Source organism: Glutamicibacter soli, assembly GCF_003309065.1.
Taxonomy (GTDB): Bacteria; Actinomycetota; Actinomycetes; order Actinomycetales; family Micrococcaceae; genus Glutamicibacter; species Glutamicibacter soli.
Genome location: NZ_POAF01000006.1, coordinates 228,759 through 244,581, shown reverse-complemented (window position 1 = coordinate 244,581; position 15,823 = coordinate 228,759). Strand labels below are relative to the sequence as shown.

The 15,823-nt window shown below is 64.5% G+C and carries 17 protein-coding genes; 14 read left to right on the top strand and 3 right to left on the bottom strand.

Annotated elements, in window-relative coordinates:
- Positions 1-44 precede the first annotated feature (44 nt).
- Positions 45-1,250 carry a thiolase family protein gene (locus C1H84_RS13595; protein ID WP_113607662.1) on the bottom strand — a complete coding sequence of 402 codons (1,206 nt, stop codon included), beginning with the start codon at positions 1,248-1,250 and terminating at the stop codon, positions 45-47.
- A gap of 222 nt (positions 1,251-1,472) precedes the next feature.
- Here C1H84_RS13595 and C1H84_RS13590 point away from each other — a divergent pair, with 222 nt between their 5' ends.
- Positions 1,473-2,666 (top strand): MFS transporter, encoded by a 1,194-nt coding sequence (locus tag C1H84_RS13590; RefSeq protein WP_181728144.1) that lies wholly within the window; start codon positions 1,473-1,475, stop codon positions 2,664-2,666.
- A 103-nt stretch (positions 2,667-2,769) separates the two neighbouring features.
- Complete coding sequence (locus tag C1H84_RS13585) at positions 2,770-3,519, top strand: IclR family transcriptional regulator (RefSeq protein ID WP_113607661.1); 750 nt, start codon at positions 2,770-2,772, stop codon at positions 3,517-3,519.
- A 9-nt stretch (positions 3,520-3,528) separates the two neighbouring features.
- Here the strand turns inward: C1H84_RS13585 and C1H84_RS13580 are convergent, their stop codons facing one another.
- On the bottom strand, positions 3,529-4,326 hold the full coding sequence (locus tag C1H84_RS13580) for an aspartate dehydrogenase domain-containing protein (protein ID WP_053797308.1): 798 nt from the start codon (positions 4,324-4,326) through the stop codon (positions 3,529-3,531).
- A 283-nt stretch (positions 4,327-4,609) separates the two neighbouring features.
- On the opposite strand from C1H84_RS13580, the gene C1H84_RS13575 reads away from it, so the two are divergent.
- From C1H84_RS13575 to C1H84_RS13530, 12 genes are all read left to right on the top strand, one after another.
- A complete protein-coding gene (locus C1H84_RS13575) occupies positions 4,610-5,806 on the top strand; it encodes a 4-hydroxybenzoate 3-monooxygenase (RefSeq protein ID WP_113607660.1) in 1,197 nt (398 codons plus the stop codon).
- 43 nt (positions 5,807-5,849) lie between these two features.
- The gene (gene pcaH, locus C1H84_RS13570; RefSeq protein ID WP_113607659.1) at positions 5,850-6,683 is read left to right on the top strand and encodes a protocatechuate 3,4-dioxygenase subunit beta; all 834 of its coding nucleotides are present in this window, start codon (positions 5,850-5,852) and stop codon (positions 6,681-6,683) included.
- Positions 6,684-7,262, top strand: a complete 579-nt coding sequence (pcaG, locus tag C1H84_RS13565) for a protocatechuate 3,4-dioxygenase subunit alpha (protein WP_047118014.1) — start codon at positions 6,684-6,686, stop codon at positions 7,260-7,262. It begins immediately after the preceding gene.
- A 109-nt stretch (positions 7,263-7,371) separates the two neighbouring features.
- Positions 7,372-8,775, top strand: a complete 1,404-nt coding sequence (locus C1H84_RS13560; RefSeq protein WP_113607658.1) for a lyase family protein — start codon at positions 7,372-7,374, stop codon at positions 8,773-8,775.
- Complete coding sequence (locus C1H84_RS13555) at positions 8,757-9,554, top strand: alpha/beta fold hydrolase (RefSeq protein WP_220124914.1); 798 nt, start codon at positions 8,757-8,759, stop codon at positions 9,552-9,554. The genes C1H84_RS13560 and C1H84_RS13555 overlap by 19 nt, the downstream gene beginning before the upstream one ends.
- 15 nt (positions 9,555-9,569) lie before the next feature.
- A complete protein-coding gene (gene pcaC / locus C1H84_RS18410) occupies positions 9,570-9,968 on the top strand; it encodes a 4-carboxymuconolactone decarboxylase (RefSeq protein WP_047118017.1) in 399 nt (132 codons plus the stop codon).
- 966 nt (positions 9,969-10,934) lie between these two features.
- Positions 10,935-11,399, top strand: coding sequence for a hypothetical protein (locus C1H84_RS18040; protein ID WP_146956084.1), 465 nt, complete (start codon positions 10,935-10,937; stop codon positions 11,397-11,399).
- Positions 11,400-11,475: 76 nt separating this feature from the next.
- Positions 11,476-12,132, top strand: a complete 657-nt coding sequence (locus C1H84_RS18295) for a CPBP family glutamic-type intramembrane protease (RefSeq protein ID WP_160309065.1) — start codon at positions 11,476-11,478, stop codon at positions 12,130-12,132.
- A 2-nt stretch (positions 12,133-12,134) separates the two neighbouring features.
- Complete coding sequence (locus tag C1H84_RS18290; RefSeq protein ID WP_047118020.1) at positions 12,135-12,479, top strand: PadR family transcriptional regulator; 345 nt, start codon at positions 12,135-12,137, stop codon at positions 12,477-12,479.
- A 1-nt stretch (position 12,480) separates the two neighbouring features.
- Positions 12,481-12,870 (top strand): hypothetical protein, encoded by a 390-nt coding sequence (locus C1H84_RS13540; RefSeq protein WP_047118021.1) that lies wholly within the window; start codon positions 12,481-12,483, stop codon positions 12,868-12,870.
- 2 nt (positions 12,871-12,872) lie between these two features.
- Positions 12,873-13,784, top strand: a complete 912-nt coding sequence (locus C1H84_RS13535; RefSeq protein WP_047118022.1) for an ATP-binding cassette domain-containing protein — start codon at positions 12,873-12,875, stop codon at positions 13,782-13,784.
- A gap of 2 nt (positions 13,785-13,786) precedes the next feature.
- Entirely contained in the window at positions 13,787-14,557 is a 771-nt protein-coding gene (locus C1H84_RS13530) for a hypothetical protein (RefSeq protein ID WP_146956081.1), read from the top strand.
- Between the two features lie 130 nt (positions 14,558-14,687).
- Here the strand turns inward: C1H84_RS13530 and C1H84_RS13525 are convergent, their stop codons facing one another.
- Positions 14,688-15,812 (bottom strand): hypothetical protein, encoded by a 1,125-nt coding sequence (locus C1H84_RS13525; protein ID WP_113607656.1) that lies wholly within the window; start codon positions 15,810-15,812, stop codon positions 14,688-14,690.
- Positions 15,813-15,823: the final 11 nt, after the last annotated feature.

Below are 15,823 nucleotides of genomic sequence, written 5' to 3'. Positions count from 1 at the left end.
GAATGTCGTGGGGCCGGGGGTTCGCATCCCCCGTTGGTCAGCTGTCAGGCGGTGGTGTTTTCCAGGACCACGGCAAGGCCCTGGCCTACGCCGATGCAGATGGCGGCCACGCCGTAGCGTTGGCCGGATTCGGCCAGGCGGCGGGCCAAGGTGCCAAGGATGCGCAGGCCCGAGGCGCCCAGCGGGTGGCCGATGGCGATCGCTCCGCCCCAGGCGTTGACGATGGATTCGTCGATGTCCCAGGCGCGCACGCAGGCCAGCGACTGGGCGGCGAAGGCCTCGTTCAGCTCGACCGCGGCGATGTCCTTCCAGGTCAGCCCGGCCTTGGCGACTGCCTTGTTGGCCGCTTCCACCGGCGCGAAGCCGAAGAACTGCGGATCCAGCGCGAAGGCTCCGTTGGAGACGATGCGGGCGATGGGCTTGGCGCCCAGCAGCTGGCCGCCGCGCTCGGAGCCGATGAAGGCCGCCGAGGCGCCGTCGGACATCGGCGAGGCGTTGCCGGCGGTGACTGTGGCGTTCTCTCCGGTGCGGAAGACTGTGCGCAGCCCGGCCAGGGTCTGCGCGGTGGAGTCCGCGCGGATGGTTTCATCGCGGGTGACTTCGGCTCCGCGCTTGTTCGCCGGCGGCACCGGGACCACCAGGTCCTGGTACTTGCCGGCGTCCCAGGCCGCGGCGGCCTGCTGGTGCGAGCGGGCGGAGAATTCATCCTGGTCCTCGCGGGTGATCTGGTGGCGTTCGCGCAGCTGCTCGGTGGCCTCGCCCAGCGAGACAGTCCATTCGCCGGGCATGGCAGGGTTGACCAGGCGCCAGCCCAGGGTGGTGTTTGACAGCTCGAGGTTGCTCATCGGGAAGGGGCGCTCGGTCTTGGGAAGCACCCACGGGGCGCGGCTCATCGACTCGACGCCGCCGACCAGCACCAGATCGGCGTCCCCGGTGGCGACCTGGCGGGAGGCGGCGATGGCAGCGTCCAGCGAGGAGCCGCACAGGCGGTTCATCGTGGTGCCGGGGATGGAGGTGGGCAGCCCCGCCAGCAGGGTGGCCATGCGCGCGACGTTGCGGTTTTCCTCGCCGGCGCCGTTGGCGTTGCCGAAGATCGACTCGTCGATGGTTGCCGGGTCCAGCGAGGCCGAGCGGGCCACCAGCTCGCGCACCACATGCGCGGCCAGGTCGTCAGGGCGGTGCCCGGACAGCGTGCCGCCGATCTTGCCGAACGGGGTGCGGATTGCGTCGTACAGGTAGGCCTTCTGCATAGTCACTGCTCCATCACGATTGAAAAGTTCACTGTGTGAACTTAAGTTCATAATAAGAACTTTACCAGTCCCACACCTGCGACCTCAAGGGTTTGGATGAAAGCGATCGATTCAAGGAGTTCGCAGAGTGAACATTTGTCCACACTGCGAATGAGGTGCTAGTCTCACTAGGTCATGATAAGCGTCACCATTCATGGCGAGTAGTTTTCGAAAGGACCTGAATTGGCCACGACATCCGCCGGCACCACCCGAGTCAAACTCGGTGGCTGGATCGCCGCCCTCTGCTTCTTCATCGTGGTTTTCGAGGGCTACGACATCGTCGCCCTGGGCGCGACGATCCCAGTGCTCACCGACCCGAACGTCGGCGGCTTCAGCGTCGATGAAATGAACTGGGTCAACACCTTCTCCCTGATCGGCGTGGGCGTCGGCGCGGCCTTCATGGGCCGGCTGGCGGACCGCTTCGGGCGTCGCCGCCCGCTGCTGCTCGCGGTGCTCGTCTTCTCGATCTTCACCCTCATCTTCCCGATCATGCCCTCGGCCACCCTGATGGGCCTGGTGCGCTTCATCGCAGGTCTCGGCCTGGGCGGCTGCATGCCGGTGGCGTTGGCGCTGATGCAGGAGAACGCCCCGGTGGGACGCCGCGCGCTGGCCAACAACCTGCCGATGGTCGGCTACCACCTGGGTGCGGTACTGGCCTCGCTGGCCGGCAAGGCCGCCGGGGTCCACTGGTCGCTCCTCTACTACCTGGGCGGCGGCCTGGGCCTGGTACTGCTGGCGCTGCTGTGGTTCAAGCTGCCCGAAAGCGACATCACCCCGTCCGGCGAGCGGACCTCCATCATGGACGTGCTCAAGCCCAAGTACCTGCGCAGCTCCATCGGGTTGTGGATCGCCGCGTTCATGGGCCTGGTGCTGGTCTACGGCCTGAACGCCTGGCTGCCGAAGATCATGGGCGCCGCCGGCTACCCGGTGGCCGATTCGCTGACCATGCTCTTCGTGCTGAACCTCGGCGCGATCGCCGGCCTGATCATCAGCGCCTACGCGGCCGATGCCAAGGGCATCAAGCTCATCTCGCTGCTCTGGTTCGCCGCCTCCGCGGTCTTCCTGGTCCTGCTGGCAGTGCCGTTCGGCAGCCAGGTGCTGCTGAACACCGTGCTGTTCGTAACCGGCGTGTTCGTCTTCAGCTCGCAGTGCCTGATGTACGTGTATGCAGGCCACGTGTACCCGCGTGACATGGTGGCCACCGGTATCGGCCTGGCCTCGGGCATCGGACGCTTCGGGGCGATCATCGGCCCCTACGTCACCGGCCTGATGGTGGCCGCCGGCACCGCCTACCCGGGCGCGTTCTTCCTCTACGGAGGCGCGGCGCTGATCGCGGTCCTGGTCATCGCGCAGATCCCGAAGCCCAAGAGCGCCTAGCGGCGCACTCAATCAATTCCATTCGAGCAACGCCGGGCCCCTCCCAAGGGCCCGGCGTTCGTCGTCCGACCGCCTGCCGGATCGGGCAGTTAGAGTAGGTTCCATGGCCAATTCGCCCAGTGGGGATTCGATGCTGGACCGGCTGGTCCGCATCCTCGACGCGTTCGACCAGCACACGCCGTCGATGAGCGTACTGGCGCTGGCCCGGCGCGCGCAGATTCCCAAGGCGACCATGTACCGGCTGCTCGACGAGATGGTGTCCCACGGACTGCTCTCCCGCGGCAAGGACGGCCAGGTAACCCTGGGCCTGCGCTTGTGGGAGCTGGCCAACCGCAGCGCCGCGACGCAGGGCCTGCGCAAGGCGGCGCTGCCCTTCATGGAGGACATCAACGCGCTGCTGGGGCAGAACACCCAGCTGTCCCTGCTGCACGAGGACGAGGTGCTGATCATCGAGCGGCTCTCCCGCCCGGGATCCGTGGTCAACCAGGCGAGCGTGGCCGGGCGCATGCCGGTGCACCGCACCTCGATGGGCATGGCGCTGCTTGCCTTCTCCCGGCCGGAGGCCATCCACGGGTTCCTTGAACGCCACCGCGAGCTGATGCTGGCCACCCACCCGAACTTCCGCGCGGAAATGGCCGAGATCCGCCGCAACGGCTTCGCCTCCATGGACGGCTACATCGATGAGGAAACCACCGGCGTGGCCGCGCCCATCCTGGACCTGCAAGGCTACGCGCTGGCGGTGCTGTCCGTGGTGGTGCCGCGCGGTTCCGCGACACTACCGGCCGCCGCGCTGGCGTTGCGCACCGCGGCGCGCGGCATCTCCCGCGCGCTGGGCTACGCGGCGGACGCCTAGAACCGGCTCCTAGAGAAGGCCTCCGCGCGCGCCGAGCGCGGTTTCCAGCGAGCGCAGCACCGCCCAGGGCACCACGCCGCTGGTGCGCGGGTTATGCGCCGAGGGCTGGTTCCTGATCGAAAAACTGTACTCCCCGCTGGCGCCACGGGCCTCGATCACGTGTTCGGTCAAGGCGGCGTCGGGGTCGGCCAGCAGGCGCACCGAGACCACATCCCAGTTCCCGACCGCCAGGGCCACCGCCGCGGCGACGTTCAGGGACTTGGGAAACTGCTGCGCGGCCTGCCGCGCCGATCCGGAATAAACCTCTACCGGCGCCGCGGAAGATTCCAGTTCGGTGCGCTGCGCTTGGCTCATCCATGGCTGGGCCAGGGTTGCAGGAAGCTTGCGGGTGGTGATGACAACCTCGGAGAATGCACCCATGCGGGCTCCGGAGGCCAGCAGGTCCAAGCCGCCCACCGCGCCGGAACTGAAGTACAGCCGGCCAGGCCCTGCCAGCTCCAGGCGCGCGGCGAATTCCCGGTCTGCCATCACTCCCACCGAGATCACCAACAGGTCCGCGCCGGCTTCAAGGATGCGCACCGCATGCTCACGCACTGCCTGCTGCCCGGCGCATTCGACAATCATGTCGCAGCGCTCCAGCGCCTCGTCTAGGGAAAACTGCTCATAGGGAAGATCCTGCCGGCGGCGCAGGATCACGCCTTCCAGCACTCCCCCGGCCACATGGCCGGCCGCTATCTGGGCGGCGACCAGGGATCCGATGGCCCCGTGCCCCAGGACTCCAATTCGTCGTTCGGCGCCCCTGGCCATGACCATCCATTCAGTAGTGCAGCATGATTGCCAGCCCCTCGGAAGGCCGAAGGGGGCTACCGCCAGCTTAGGCCACCTCACACGCCGAGGCCTAAGTCGTCACGGCCCTCAAGCCACCATCCCGCACACAGACACTTTTCCCATTCAATAAGAACAAAGGCGAAGTGTGAGGCACCGCACCGTCATGCTGTAGAGGATTCAACGTCGGCGTCCATGTTGACGACGCGGCCGCGCAGGCCGGTCTTCTCCCACAACACATGGCAGTACACACAAAGGAGCCTCCATGGCGCAGGCAGCCCGTATCCTCAAAACCAAGGTCGGCATCATCGGCGGCGGCCCCGCCGGCCTCATGCTCTCCCACCTGCTCTCCAAGTCCGGGATCGAGAACATCGTTGTCGAGATGCGCGACCACGAGACCATCAGCAACACCCACCGCGCCGGCATCCTGGAGTCCCAGGCGGTCTCCATGCTGACCGATTCCGGCGTCGAGGGACGCGTGCTGACCCACGGCGACGAGCACGCCGGCATCGACCTGCGCTTCAACGGCGAATCCCACCCGCTGGACTTCCGCGACCTGGTGGACGCCACCGTCACCCTCTACGCGCAGAACGAGGTGTTCGTGGACCTCGCTGCGGCCCGCGCCCGCGACAACGGCGACGTGCGCTTCAACTGCGAGGTCACCGAGATCCTGGACATGGAGACCAGCACCCCGAAGTTCCGCTTCACCGACGCCGAGGGCGTCGAATTCGAGGTGCACGCCGACGTGATCGTCGGCGCCGACGGCTCGCGCTCCTTCGCCCGCCGCCAGATGCCTGATTCCGTGAAGCAGGACTTCAAGGTCACCTACCCGTTCGCCTGGTTCGGCATCCTCACCGAGGCTCCGAAGTCCTCCCCGGAGCTGATCTACGCGAACTCCCCGCACGGCTTCGCGCTGATCTCCCAGCGCAGCGAAACCGTGCAGCGCATGTACTTCCAGTGCGACCCGAACGAAAACGTGGATAACTGGAGCGAGGACCGCATCTGGACCGAGCTGAACAAGCGCGTGGCGGGGCCTGACGGCTTCGAGCTGAAGACCGGGCCGATCTTCGACAAGACCGTGCTGGGCTTCCGCTCCTTTGTGCGCCAGCCGCTCTCGCACGGGCGCATGTTCCTGATCGGCGACGCCGGGCACACCGTGCCGCCCACCGGCGCCAAGGGCCTGAACCTGGCATTCGCCGATGTCAAGGTGCTTTTCGAAGCGCTCGACTCGTTCTTCTCCACCGGCAGCGACAAGCTGCTGGGCGGCTACTCGGACCTCGCGCTGAAGCGGGTCTGGAAGGCCCAGAACTTCTCCTACTGGATGACCTCCATGCTGCACACGCCGGTGGACGCCGATCCGTTCATGGCCCAGCGCGCCCTCGGGGAGCTCGACACCGTGACCTCCTCGCGCTATGGGATGCAGTACCTGGCCGAGTCCTACACCGGCTGGCCGCACTCCTAATTCCCGCACCCCACGCCCACCAAACCACGAAAGGAGCCCACCGATGAGCACCCAGACCGCACCGGACGAGTCCTTCGAGAACGCCCACGTCCTGGATCCCGCCGCGTCCACCGCGTCCCAGGAGGAAATCAGCACCGAAATCAGCGACGCCCACGCGGCCTACCGCCAGCAGGTGCTGGCCGGGGCCAAGGAAGAAACGCAGCCGCGCGTGGACTTCGCGCCCTACCGCTCCTCGCTGCTGCGCCACCCGACCAAGGACCTGCACCACACCGACCCGGAGACCATCGAGCTGCACTCCCCGGCCTTCGGCCAGCGCGACGTGCACATCCTCGAATCCGACTTGACCATCCAGCACAACGGCGAACCGATCGGCGAGCGCATCGTCGTGGCTGGCCGCGTGCTGGACGGCGACGGCCGCCCGGTGGCGGGACAGCTGATCGAGATCTGGCAGGCCAATGCCGCGGGCCGCTACGTGCACAAGCGCGACCAGCACCCGGCCCCGATCGACCCGAACTTCACCGGCGTGGGCCGCGCGATCACCGGACCGAACGGCGAATACTCCTTCACCACCATCAAGCCGGCCCCGTACCCGTGGAAGAACCACCACAACGCCTGGCGTCCGGCACACATCCACTTCTCGCTGTTCGGCACCGACTTCACCCAGCGCATGATCACCCAGATGTACTTCCCGGGCGATCCGCTGTTCGCCCTGGACCCGATCTACCAGGCGATCACCGACCAGAAGGCCCGCGACCGCCTGGTCGCGACCTACGACCACTCGATCACGAGCCACGAATGGGCCACCGGCTACAACTGGGACATCGTGCTCACCGGCAGCAACCGCACCTGGATGGAAGACGAAGAGGGGGAGAACTAAATGGCACAGGCACCTGAACTGAAGCTCGTCCCGACCCCGGGACAGACCATCGGCCCGTTCTACGGCTACGCGCTGCCCTTCGAGAAGGGCGGCGAGCTGGTCAACCAGGCCCACCCGGCCGCGGTGCGCCTGCACGGCGTGGTCTACGACGGCAACGGCGAGGTCATCCCGGACTCGATGCTTGAAATCTGGCAGGCGGACGAGCACGGCAACGTGGCCTCGGCCGACGGTTCGCTGGTCCGCGACGGCTACACCTTCACCGGTTGGGGCCGCGTGCCGGTGGACAACGTGGGCCACTACACCTTCACGACGGTGAACCCGGGCCCCACCGAGGAGGGCAAGGCCCCGTTCATCATGCTCACCGTCTTCGCCCGCGGACTGCTCAACCGCCTGTTCACCCGCATCTACCTGCCGGAGGACACCGAAGCGCTGGCCAATGACCCACTGCTGACCTCGCTGCCCGAGGACCGCCGCAAGACGCTGATCGCCACCCGCGAGGCGGACGGTTCGCTGCGTTTCGACATCCGCCTGCAGGGCGAGGACGAGACCGTGTTCCTGTCCTACCCGCGCGAAAGCTGAATACAAGAAGACCATGTGCCCCGCTAGGGTGGAAGCTGCAGGTGCCCGCGCACCGCGGCCTTCCACCCCGGCGGGGTATTGGACGTACTGCCACAAGTGAGGTTTTGCCATGATGAATGCCGACTACGGGGTGCTGAACCCGGTTTGGGCCGGCGGGGCCGGCGCCCGGCTGGCCGATGACGCGGCCTTCGTGCAGGCGATGCTGGATGTCGAGGCCGCCTGGGTGCGCGTGCAGGCGGCCGCCGGGTTGTGCACCGCCGCGCAGTCTGCCGCCGTGGAGGCGGTAGCCGACGTTGGGCGCTACGACCTGGCCGAGCTGGCCGCGCTGACCCCCGACGGGGCCAACGCGCTGATCCCGCTGCTGGGCATGATGCGCGCCCGGCTGGTCGACGACGGCGCTCCGGCCGGTTCAGGCACTGCCCTGCACCGCGGGGCCACCAGCCAGGACATCATCGACACCGCGCTGATGCTGCTGCTGTCCCGCGGCATCCGCGAGCTGCTCCCCCGGCTGCGCTCGGCGGCCTCCGGGCTGGCTGAACTGGCCCGCAGCTACGACGACACCCCGTGCATCGCCCGGTCGCTGACCCAGCATGCGCTGCCCACCACCTTCGGCTGGAAGGCCGCCTCCTGGCTGTCGGCGGTGCTCGCCGCCGGCCGCCAGCTGGAATCGGTGGCCGCCGGACTGCAGCTGCAGTGGGGCGGCGCGGTGGGCACCCTCGCCTCGCTGGACCAGTTCCTCTCGACCTCGGCCAGCGCCGCGGACAGCGCGCAGCTGGCCGCGCAACTGGCCAATCAGCTGCAGCTGAGCGACCCGCAGGTCCCCTGGCACACCAACCGCGTGCCGCTGCTGCAGGCAGGCTCCGCCTTGGGCGCGGTGATCGCTGCGCTGGGCACCTTCGGCACCGACGTGCTCACCGCCTCCCGCCCGGAAATCGGCGAGCTGTCCGAACCGCGCGAGGCAGGCAAGGGCGGCTCCTCGGCCATGCCGCAGAAGCAGAACCCCGTGCATTCGCTGCTGCTGCGCACCGCCGCGCTGGGCGCCCCGGGCCTGGTCTCCACGCTCTTCACCGCCGCCGGCACCGCGGCGGACGAGCGCCCGGACGGCGGCTGGCATGCCGAATGGCCGGCGCTGCGCGAGCTGCTGCGCCTGGCAATTGGCGCCGCCGAGCACGCGGATGTGCTGGCCAACGGGCTGACCGTCAACGAGCCGGCGCTGGCCCGCAACCTCGCCCTGGGCGGGGATGCGGTGCTCTCCGAGCGCATCGCCACCGTGCTGGCCCCGGTCATCACCGGCGGCAAGCCCTCCATCCAGAAACTTGTGCTGCGTTCGCTCACCGAGCCGATCGGGCTGCGCCAGCTGCTGCGCCTGGAGGTTTCCCACGCGGACCTCTCCGACGCCCAGCTCGACGCGCTGCTGGATCCCGCCGGATACCTGGGCAGCGCCGCACGCTTCACCCATACAGTTCTTGCCGATTATGCCCTGTGGAAGGAATCATGGCTGTCCCACAACTAACCCCCTCGCTGCTGAACCTCGATACCTCGCTGCCGACGCTGATCCTGGGCCCCTCGCTGGGCACCTCCTCGCTGCACCTATGGGGGCCGGCCGCGCCTTTCCTCAAGGACCACTTCCAGCTCATCGCCTGGGACCTGCCCGGCCACGGCGAAAGCAAGCCGTCCACCGAACCGTTCACCATGGCGCAGCTCGCCCAGGGCGTCATGGACGCCATCGACGCGCTGCGCGGCGACGGCGTCATCGGACAGGACGCGGCGCTGTACTACGCCGGCGTCTCGGTGGGCGGGGCCATCGCCCTGCAGCTGGCCAACGACCATGCAGGCGTTTTCAAGGCTCTGTCCGTGGTGTGCTCCGCGGCGAAGATCGGCACCCCGGAAGCCTGGACCGAACGCGCCGAACTGGCCGCCCAGGCCGGCACCCCGACCATGGTGGTCGGCTCCGCGCAGCGCTGGTTCGCCCCCGGCTTCATCGAGAAGGACGCGGTCACCTCCACCAACCTGCTGCACAACCTGCAGGATGCCGACCGCTTCTCCTACGCCCACGTCTGCGGTGCGCTGGCCGGGTTCGACCTGCGCGAGCAGCTGGCGGCCATGACCGATCCGATCCTGGGCCTGAACGGCGCCCACGACCAGGTCTGCCCGCCAAGCGACGCGCAGTTCATCGCCGAGCACGCCCCGAAGGGAGCCTTCGCCGTCATCGACACCGTGGCCCATCTGGCCCCGGCCGAGGACCCGGCCGCGACCGCACGAGAGCTGATCAACTTCTTCACCGCCAACTAGCAAAGGCCTAGCTACATGACTGACTCCCAGCGCCTGCCCGGCGACACCTACGACGCCGGCATGGTGGTGCGCCGCGAAGTGCTCGGCGGCGAGCACGTCGACCGCGCCACCAGCACCTCGAACGACTTCACCGACGAGTTCCAGGAGATGATCACCCGCTACGCCTGGGGCACCATCTGGACCCGCGACGGCCTGCCGCGCACCACCCGCAGCGCCATCACCCTGACCGCCATGATCGCCGGCGGCTACTGGGAGGAGCTGGAAATGCACGTGCATGCGGCCCTGCGCAACGGCATGACCCCTGATGAAATCAAGGAAGTTTTCCTCCAGAGCGCCATCTACTGCTCGGTGCCCGCGGCCAACGTCGCGTTCAAGATCGGCAAGAAAGTTTTGGCCGAGTACGAGGCCTCCTAGCTGTGTTGCCAAGGTTGAGAACACTGTCGGTCGGTACTCGGGCCTTCAGCGAAGCTTGCCCTCGACGGTAGTTCTCATAACCTAGCCACTCCTGCAAAGCAGCAACCGGCTCAGCCACCGCGCGGTACCGGATCGCGTACGCCCACTGCTCCAGCATCGTCCGGTTGAACCGCTGCACCTTGCTCTTGGTCTGCGGCCGGCACAGACGCAAATGCCGATGCTTCTTCGCTGGCCCCCGCGTCCGTGAATGCGTGGGGCCGGCGGAACAGCCCGTTGTCGTTCGGCACCCAGCGCACCTTTAACTTTGGCGCTATTACACCTGGCATTCGAACCAACGCTGAAAATCTTTGAGGCCACGGCACCGCGCGAGTTGCTTCTGCAACCGCCATCGCGTGCCGCGCACGGGCCACGTTTCGAATCGACAGGGTCATCTGCTACTCATTCATTGCCTGTCGGCGAACGATCTGACGGAAGCCACAAGGCTGTCGCGTACGCATCTGTTGCCGCACAGGCAAAAGCAAGTTCCGACCTTAAATACCTTTTTCGGAAGTGCGGCTAGGCCGCGCCCGAACGGACGGACTGCGCAACCCATCAGAAAGCAGTTCAAAACACTAACAGATAGTGTTTTGTGTCGCCAACCGCGAACTGCGTCAATCCCCCAGATGCAACAGGCGGCCGAACAGGGGCCAAACACGCACCGCATCTACAAGCATTCAGAATGATCTCAAGACAAAAATAGGTCATCTTGCTTGCTAATACTTGATAACTTAGCGTGAATGAATTGGGGTTTAGTCAACTTACGGCAATATAACATGACTCTGCCGCCAAACCGCTACAGGATATCCAAACGCACCACGCTTGCCTTAACATTTTGTCGCATTGGACATAAATGCGATGGATTTATATACATTAGTCTCGGATCCTGCAGGACCATCATCATTCACAAGAGAGACAAAGGAACTCGAAATGAGTCAAGCTCGAAAGACGACGCCATCGGCCAATCCGATCAAGCGTCGCACCCTGGCTGCGGCACTCTGTGGCGCCCTGCTGTTTGCGCCAGTTACCGGAGCCGCTAGCGCCATTGCCCAGCCCTCAATCTCGTCCGTCCAAACTGTCGCATCGTCGGCGAGCACCGTATCGTCCGGATCCATTGCTGCGGATAGCGGCACGCGCAGCGTCGCCTCCCCGGATCTCGGAACAGCTTCGGCCTCCGACGCGCAGAAGAGAATCAGCATCAAGCCAGTCATTGACTGGATCAAGAAAAATGCTCCTCAAATCTGGAACAGCATGAAGTCCGCCGTCAAAAAAGGATGGAACGCGTTTAAGAAATGGTGGAATAGCCTCGCTTCGTGGATCCGCTGGGGAATCGACTTCGTTGCCTCGGGTGGCCTCTGGGAGCTCTTCGACGCTCTCTGGCACTACTTCTTCTAGCATCTAGCGGGTCGCCCGCGAGCAACGCGGGCGACCCTGTAGAACCCAATTCGAAATGACAAGACTTCTTGCATATGTGGCCATCAGCGCCATGCTAACTCTCGCTAGCCTGGCGCTAGCATGGGATCACCTCGTGGCGAGCGAATGGTTTGGCGCGCTCGTTATGGCAACCGCGGCCACGGCCGCCTACCTGATCTGCAACAACCCTGAAAAATATCCAGAAGCCGGAAGCCCGTCTACCGGAAAATTCATAGGCGTGGTCGCCGTCCTATTCGCCTTGATCGCGGGAGTCGCCCAGTGGACGTCTCCCGCAGTGCTCATCGGGCTGGCCCTCGCCTCATGTGCCGAAGAGCTTGCCTTCAGGTACTTTCCCTGGAGGATGCGCAAGCATCTTCGTCCACGCCATCGATGGATGATCCCAGCTGCAGCGACTGTTGGATTCTGCCTAGCCCACCCGATCAGCAACCCCTGGCTAGTTGCTGATCGAGCATTGTTTTCCTTGGCGGCATTCGCCATATGTGCGCTGACTGGCTCATGGATTGCCTCTGCAGCCACTCACTTGATCGCCAATCTCATGGTTATATCCCTTTCGGAAACAGCCAGCGAGTTGTTGGTAGGTCCCGTGATTCTCGGCATGGATATTGCGCTGGTCCTTGCGGTCAGCTGGCTACTGCTCCTTGGCAACGCAAAGCGACCTTCATTGACTTCCTTTGTAGATCGGATTACGATCTAGTTATGAATCAAGCGGAGAAATGGCCCAGCGGGTGGCTCAAGGCTTCCTTGACGCTATGTGTGCTGAGGACCATCCATCGCCACAGCGGAACGTACGGGCATGAAGTTATCGGATTGTTGGCGGGCTACGGCCTCGGGAATGTTGGCGGAGGAACCCTGTATCCGCTCCTCCGACGCCTCGTCGACGACGAATTGGTCGAGACTGAATGGGTAGAAGGGGAGCACGGCCCAAGCCGCAAGACATATCGAATCACCGCCGCCGGCCTTGTTGCTCTGAAAACGGAGACCAAAATGTGGCGTGAGTTCACTGCGGTCACCAATCAATTACTAGACGAAGAGAAGCACTGACATGATGAACGACGAATACTTCAAGAACCTGGCCTATCAGCTTCGCTGGCGCCGCATGCCGGAGTCCGTCGTCGCACAAACCCTCCGGGAAGTCCGCGCGGAATCCGAGGCGGCTCAAAGCACCCCATTGGAACTTTTCGGTCCGGAGAAAAGTTTCGCCGAAACGTTCACCAAGGGGAAAGCCACATCGAAGGGTTTTTGGATCATCACCGTTGCTGTTGCCGTCGCCGTACTAGTGGTCCTCGGCCGGGTGGTTACCTCGTTTGCTACAGCCGGGGAGTCCAACCCGCTGATCAGCGTTCTGACCCTCGTCGGCGCGCTGGCCATAGCTTTCATCGGCTCGATCATTGGCGCAATGGTAGATCATCGAATCCCAAAGGGCGTTGAATAAGCATGCATATCCAAGTTTCTTCGGTATCCAAGCATTACGGGAAGGCGCATATCCTCAAGGAGATATCGTGCTCGATACCTGCAGGACAAATCACCGGCCTTTTGGGCCCTAACGGTTCCGGAAAATCTACGCTGATGCGAATGGTGCTGGGTCTGGGCACCCCCGATTCAGGCTCCATTCTTTACGACGGGGTCAGGTATTCCGACCTGCCGAACCCGGGAGCGGCAGTCGGTTCGCTGCTGGACGCAGCCGCTCGGCATCCAGGACGAAATGTTCGCGACAGCTTCAGTCTTGCAGCAGGCATGCTCGGGATCAGCAACAGCCGCCGCGACGAAGTTATTGAGCAAATGGGATTGGAATCTGTTGCCAAACGACGATTCAAGTCCCTCTCTCTCGGGATGCGCCAGCGCGTCGGGCTTGGAATTGCAATCCTGGGGCGTCCTCGGTGCCTGATCCTGGATGAGCCCGTCAACGGGCTGGACATCGAAGCCATCAGCTGGCTGCGCGGCTTGTTGACAGGGTTCGCCCAGGACGGGGGAAGCGTTTTGGTTTCCAGCCATCTCCTGCAGGAGCTGCAATCCTACGCTCATCGCGTGGTCATCATCGACCGCGGCAGCGTCGCGACGGAATCCACGCTGTCGGATCTCAGCAACCCGGATTCACAAGTCAGCGTCGAAGCCGACGAGCCGGAGAAACTCGCCAAGTTGCTGCTGGCTCATGGATTTGCCGTCTCGGACCATGCCGTCCCTGGTTGGCTCAAGGTCCAGGCCAGCAATCGACAGGTGGCGCAGATTGCCATGGAGCACAGAATACTGATCACCTCGCTGGGATCGCAACAGGAGCACCAGCTGGAGGAAGCCTACCTGCGCCTTACACAGGGTGAATACAGTGTTCACCGGACGGAAGTACTTTGACTATGAAAACCACTGATACACCAGAACGGCAACCGCTTGTTGGATCCCGGCCCACACTGGGCCGCTTGGTGGGGCTGGAATTTCGGAAACTGACAACGGTTCGTTCCGGGCAGTCAGTGCTGTGGAGCATGCTTGGGCTTGGGCTCTTGCTGTCCTTCGGAGTGTGCTGGGTGCTAATTGCCCAGGAGGAAGCCGAGTTGTCCTTCTCAGTCATCATGATGGCGTTTACCGTATGTGCGGCCTTGGGAACCCCAATTCTTGGAATTCTGGTCTATACGATGGATTGGCAGCATCGGGACATACTGATGATTCTGGCGTTGGAACCACGTCGCCACCGTGTTTTCCTGGCGAAACTGGTGACCTCCGTGCTCATCGGCGTCGCTCTTTGCGCGGCGTTCATCGCGACCGGCCTGGCAGTTAGTTTCGGGCTGGCCAGCGCCTTTGGGATGGCCTGGACTGCCCAAGGTTCGCTGGAGGTCCTCGGCATGCTAATTGTGTTGTCGTTTGCCGGTTCGCTGAGCGGTGCGGCATTGGGCTCCGCGTTGCTGTCGACGCCGCTTTCGGTGGTGATAGTGATCATCCAAGTGCTGCTCATCGACAATCTGCTGTTGTTGCTGCCCGGTGGCATCGGACCTTTCCTGCAAACCGCCTCGATGTCCAATTCCTTGATCGGCGACGGAAGTATGGGCACTGCGTTGTCCTCATTTGCCCTATGGGTTCTCCTGCCGTTTGCGGTGGGATTCATCCGCATGCGGCGCGCCGAACCGCATTAGCCGCCGCGATGTCGCGCATTGGCGCTAAAAAATCTGCGGGGCGGCTTGCACCCGAACAGCTTGGAGCTGCGCGAGTGCGGACCGTCCCGCTGGAGTGTCCTGAATGCCGGGTCCATGCGCACCGCAAAGGCTATCTTCGCAACCAAACATCGCGCCCACCCGCATCACTGATTCCCCACGTACGCACCTCGTCCACCGGTTGCACGGCATCGGTGAACCAGTAGGTCTCATCGGGGTTCCATCCGGCGATGACGCTGGCGCGCCGGGCATCCACCGCGATGATCTCCCCCGCTCCGGCCAGATAGGCGCCAAGGCCCAGATGCACCCCGTCGTAGTCCTCGGCCACGGCCTGCCAGTCCGGCTGGACCCAGAGCCCGTCGCGCCCGGTCGTTTCAAACCAGTTGCGCCGCATCGTTGCGCTGACTTCCAGCGGGTAGCGGCGGCACAAATCGGCCCAGTGCCTTGGCTCGGTGATGTGGAATACCGGCTTCCGGCATTCGATCTGCAGGCGCCGCACCAGCGCCGAGCTCCATCCCATGCCGTCCTCCACACAAGCCAGGCCGATGGGCTCTTCAAGCTCGAAGGTTCCGAAGCTGCGGTACAGCCCGCCCGGCGGATTCGACCACCAGTGCCCGCTGGCCAGCTGGTCCATCTTTTCCCCCAGGTCTGCCTTGCTGGCGCGTTCTTTCTCCGCGAGATCGAGGTTCCACGCCTTCAGCTGGGATTGCGCAGGTTCAAGGCCCGGTTCCCACTGGCCTTCGGCGCTTTCGCCCGTCCAGGTGATCATCCACTGGTTCGCCTGCGTGGATGCGCCCATCCAGCTCTGGATGATGCCGGTTGACGCGACATGCTCTGCTACCCGCTCCAGTGCTTGAACGAGTCGGGGGTCGCCGAACAAGGTGTCCTCGGCATCCGGAGGCTGCCAGTACATGGCCCAATCGACGCTGTCCGCCAGCGCTGAGCGAATCAGCTCGGGCATCGCTTCGGGCAGGGGCACGGTGCGGAGCATCTGCGCAATCTGGGCAATCGATGGCGCCGTTTCATCCGCGGCGGATTCCTGCGGCTCTGCACCTGCACTTTCCTCGGCCATGGTGAAGCGCACAACCCCGTCGCCTCGTTGCTGCGCCAATTCGAAGGACGCGTCGAACACCGAACGCATCAGGTGTTGCGCCTCGGGGGCGGTCCCGGACAGCACGATACTGCTGAGCAGCCGGCGGCCGCGGCGCCCGGCGAGCAGGGATTGTTTCAAGTCCATGGATGTTCCCT

What these genes read in the sequence shown, in the direction of transcription:
- C1H84_RS13595 (WP_113607662.1), bottom strand. Translation starts at nt 1,250, where the DNA reads ATGCAGAAGGCCTACCTGTACGACGCAATCCGCACCCCGTTCGGCAAG.
- C1H84_RS13585 (WP_113607661.1), top strand. Translation starts at nt 2,770, where the DNA reads ATGGCCAATTCGCCCAGTGGGGATTCGATGCTGGACCGGCTGGTCCGC.
- C1H84_RS13580 (WP_053797308.1), bottom strand. Translation starts at nt 4,326, where the DNA reads ATGGCCAGGGGCGCCGAACGACGAATTGGAGTCCTGGGGCACGGGGCC.
- C1H84_RS13575 (WP_113607660.1), top strand. Translation starts at nt 4,610, where the DNA reads ATGGCGCAGGCAGCCCGTATCCTCAAAACCAAGGTCGGCATCATCGGC.
- pcaH (WP_113607659.1), top strand. Translation starts at nt 5,850, where the DNA reads ATGAGCACCCAGACCGCACCGGACGAGTCCTTCGAGAACGCCCACGTC.
- pcaG (WP_047118014.1), top strand. Translation starts at nt 6,684, where the DNA reads ATGGCACAGGCACCTGAACTGAAGCTCGTCCCGACCCCGGGACAGACC.
- C1H84_RS13560 (WP_113607658.1), top strand. Translation starts at nt 7,372, where the DNA reads ATGATGAATGCCGACTACGGGGTGCTGAACCCGGTTTGGGCCGGCGGG.
- C1H84_RS13555 (WP_220124914.1), top strand. Translation starts at nt 8,757, where the DNA reads ATGGCTGTCCCACAACTAACCCCCTCGCTGCTGAACCTCGATACCTCG.
- pcaC (WP_047118017.1), top strand. Translation starts at nt 9,570, where the DNA reads ATGACTGACTCCCAGCGCCTGCCCGGCGACACCTACGACGCCGGCATG.
- C1H84_RS18040 (WP_146956084.1), top strand. Translation starts at nt 10,935, where the DNA reads ATGAGTCAAGCTCGAAAGACGACGCCATCGGCCAATCCGATCAAGCGT.
- C1H84_RS18290 (WP_047118020.1), top strand. Translation starts at nt 12,135, where the DNA reads ATGAATCAAGCGGAGAAATGGCCCAGCGGGTGGCTCAAGGCTTCCTTG.
- C1H84_RS13540 (WP_047118021.1), top strand. Translation starts at nt 12,481, where the DNA reads ATGATGAACGACGAATACTTCAAGAACCTGGCCTATCAGCTTCGCTGG.
- C1H84_RS13535 (WP_047118022.1), top strand. Translation starts at nt 12,873, where the DNA reads ATGCATATCCAAGTTTCTTCGGTATCCAAGCATTACGGGAAGGCGCAT.
- C1H84_RS13530 (WP_146956081.1), top strand. Translation starts at nt 13,787, where the DNA reads ATGAAAACCACTGATACACCAGAACGGCAACCGCTTGTTGGATCCCGG.
- C1H84_RS13525 (WP_113607656.1), bottom strand. Translation starts at nt 15,812, where the DNA reads ATGGACTTGAAACAATCCCTGCTCGCCGGGCGCCGCGGCCGCCGGCTG.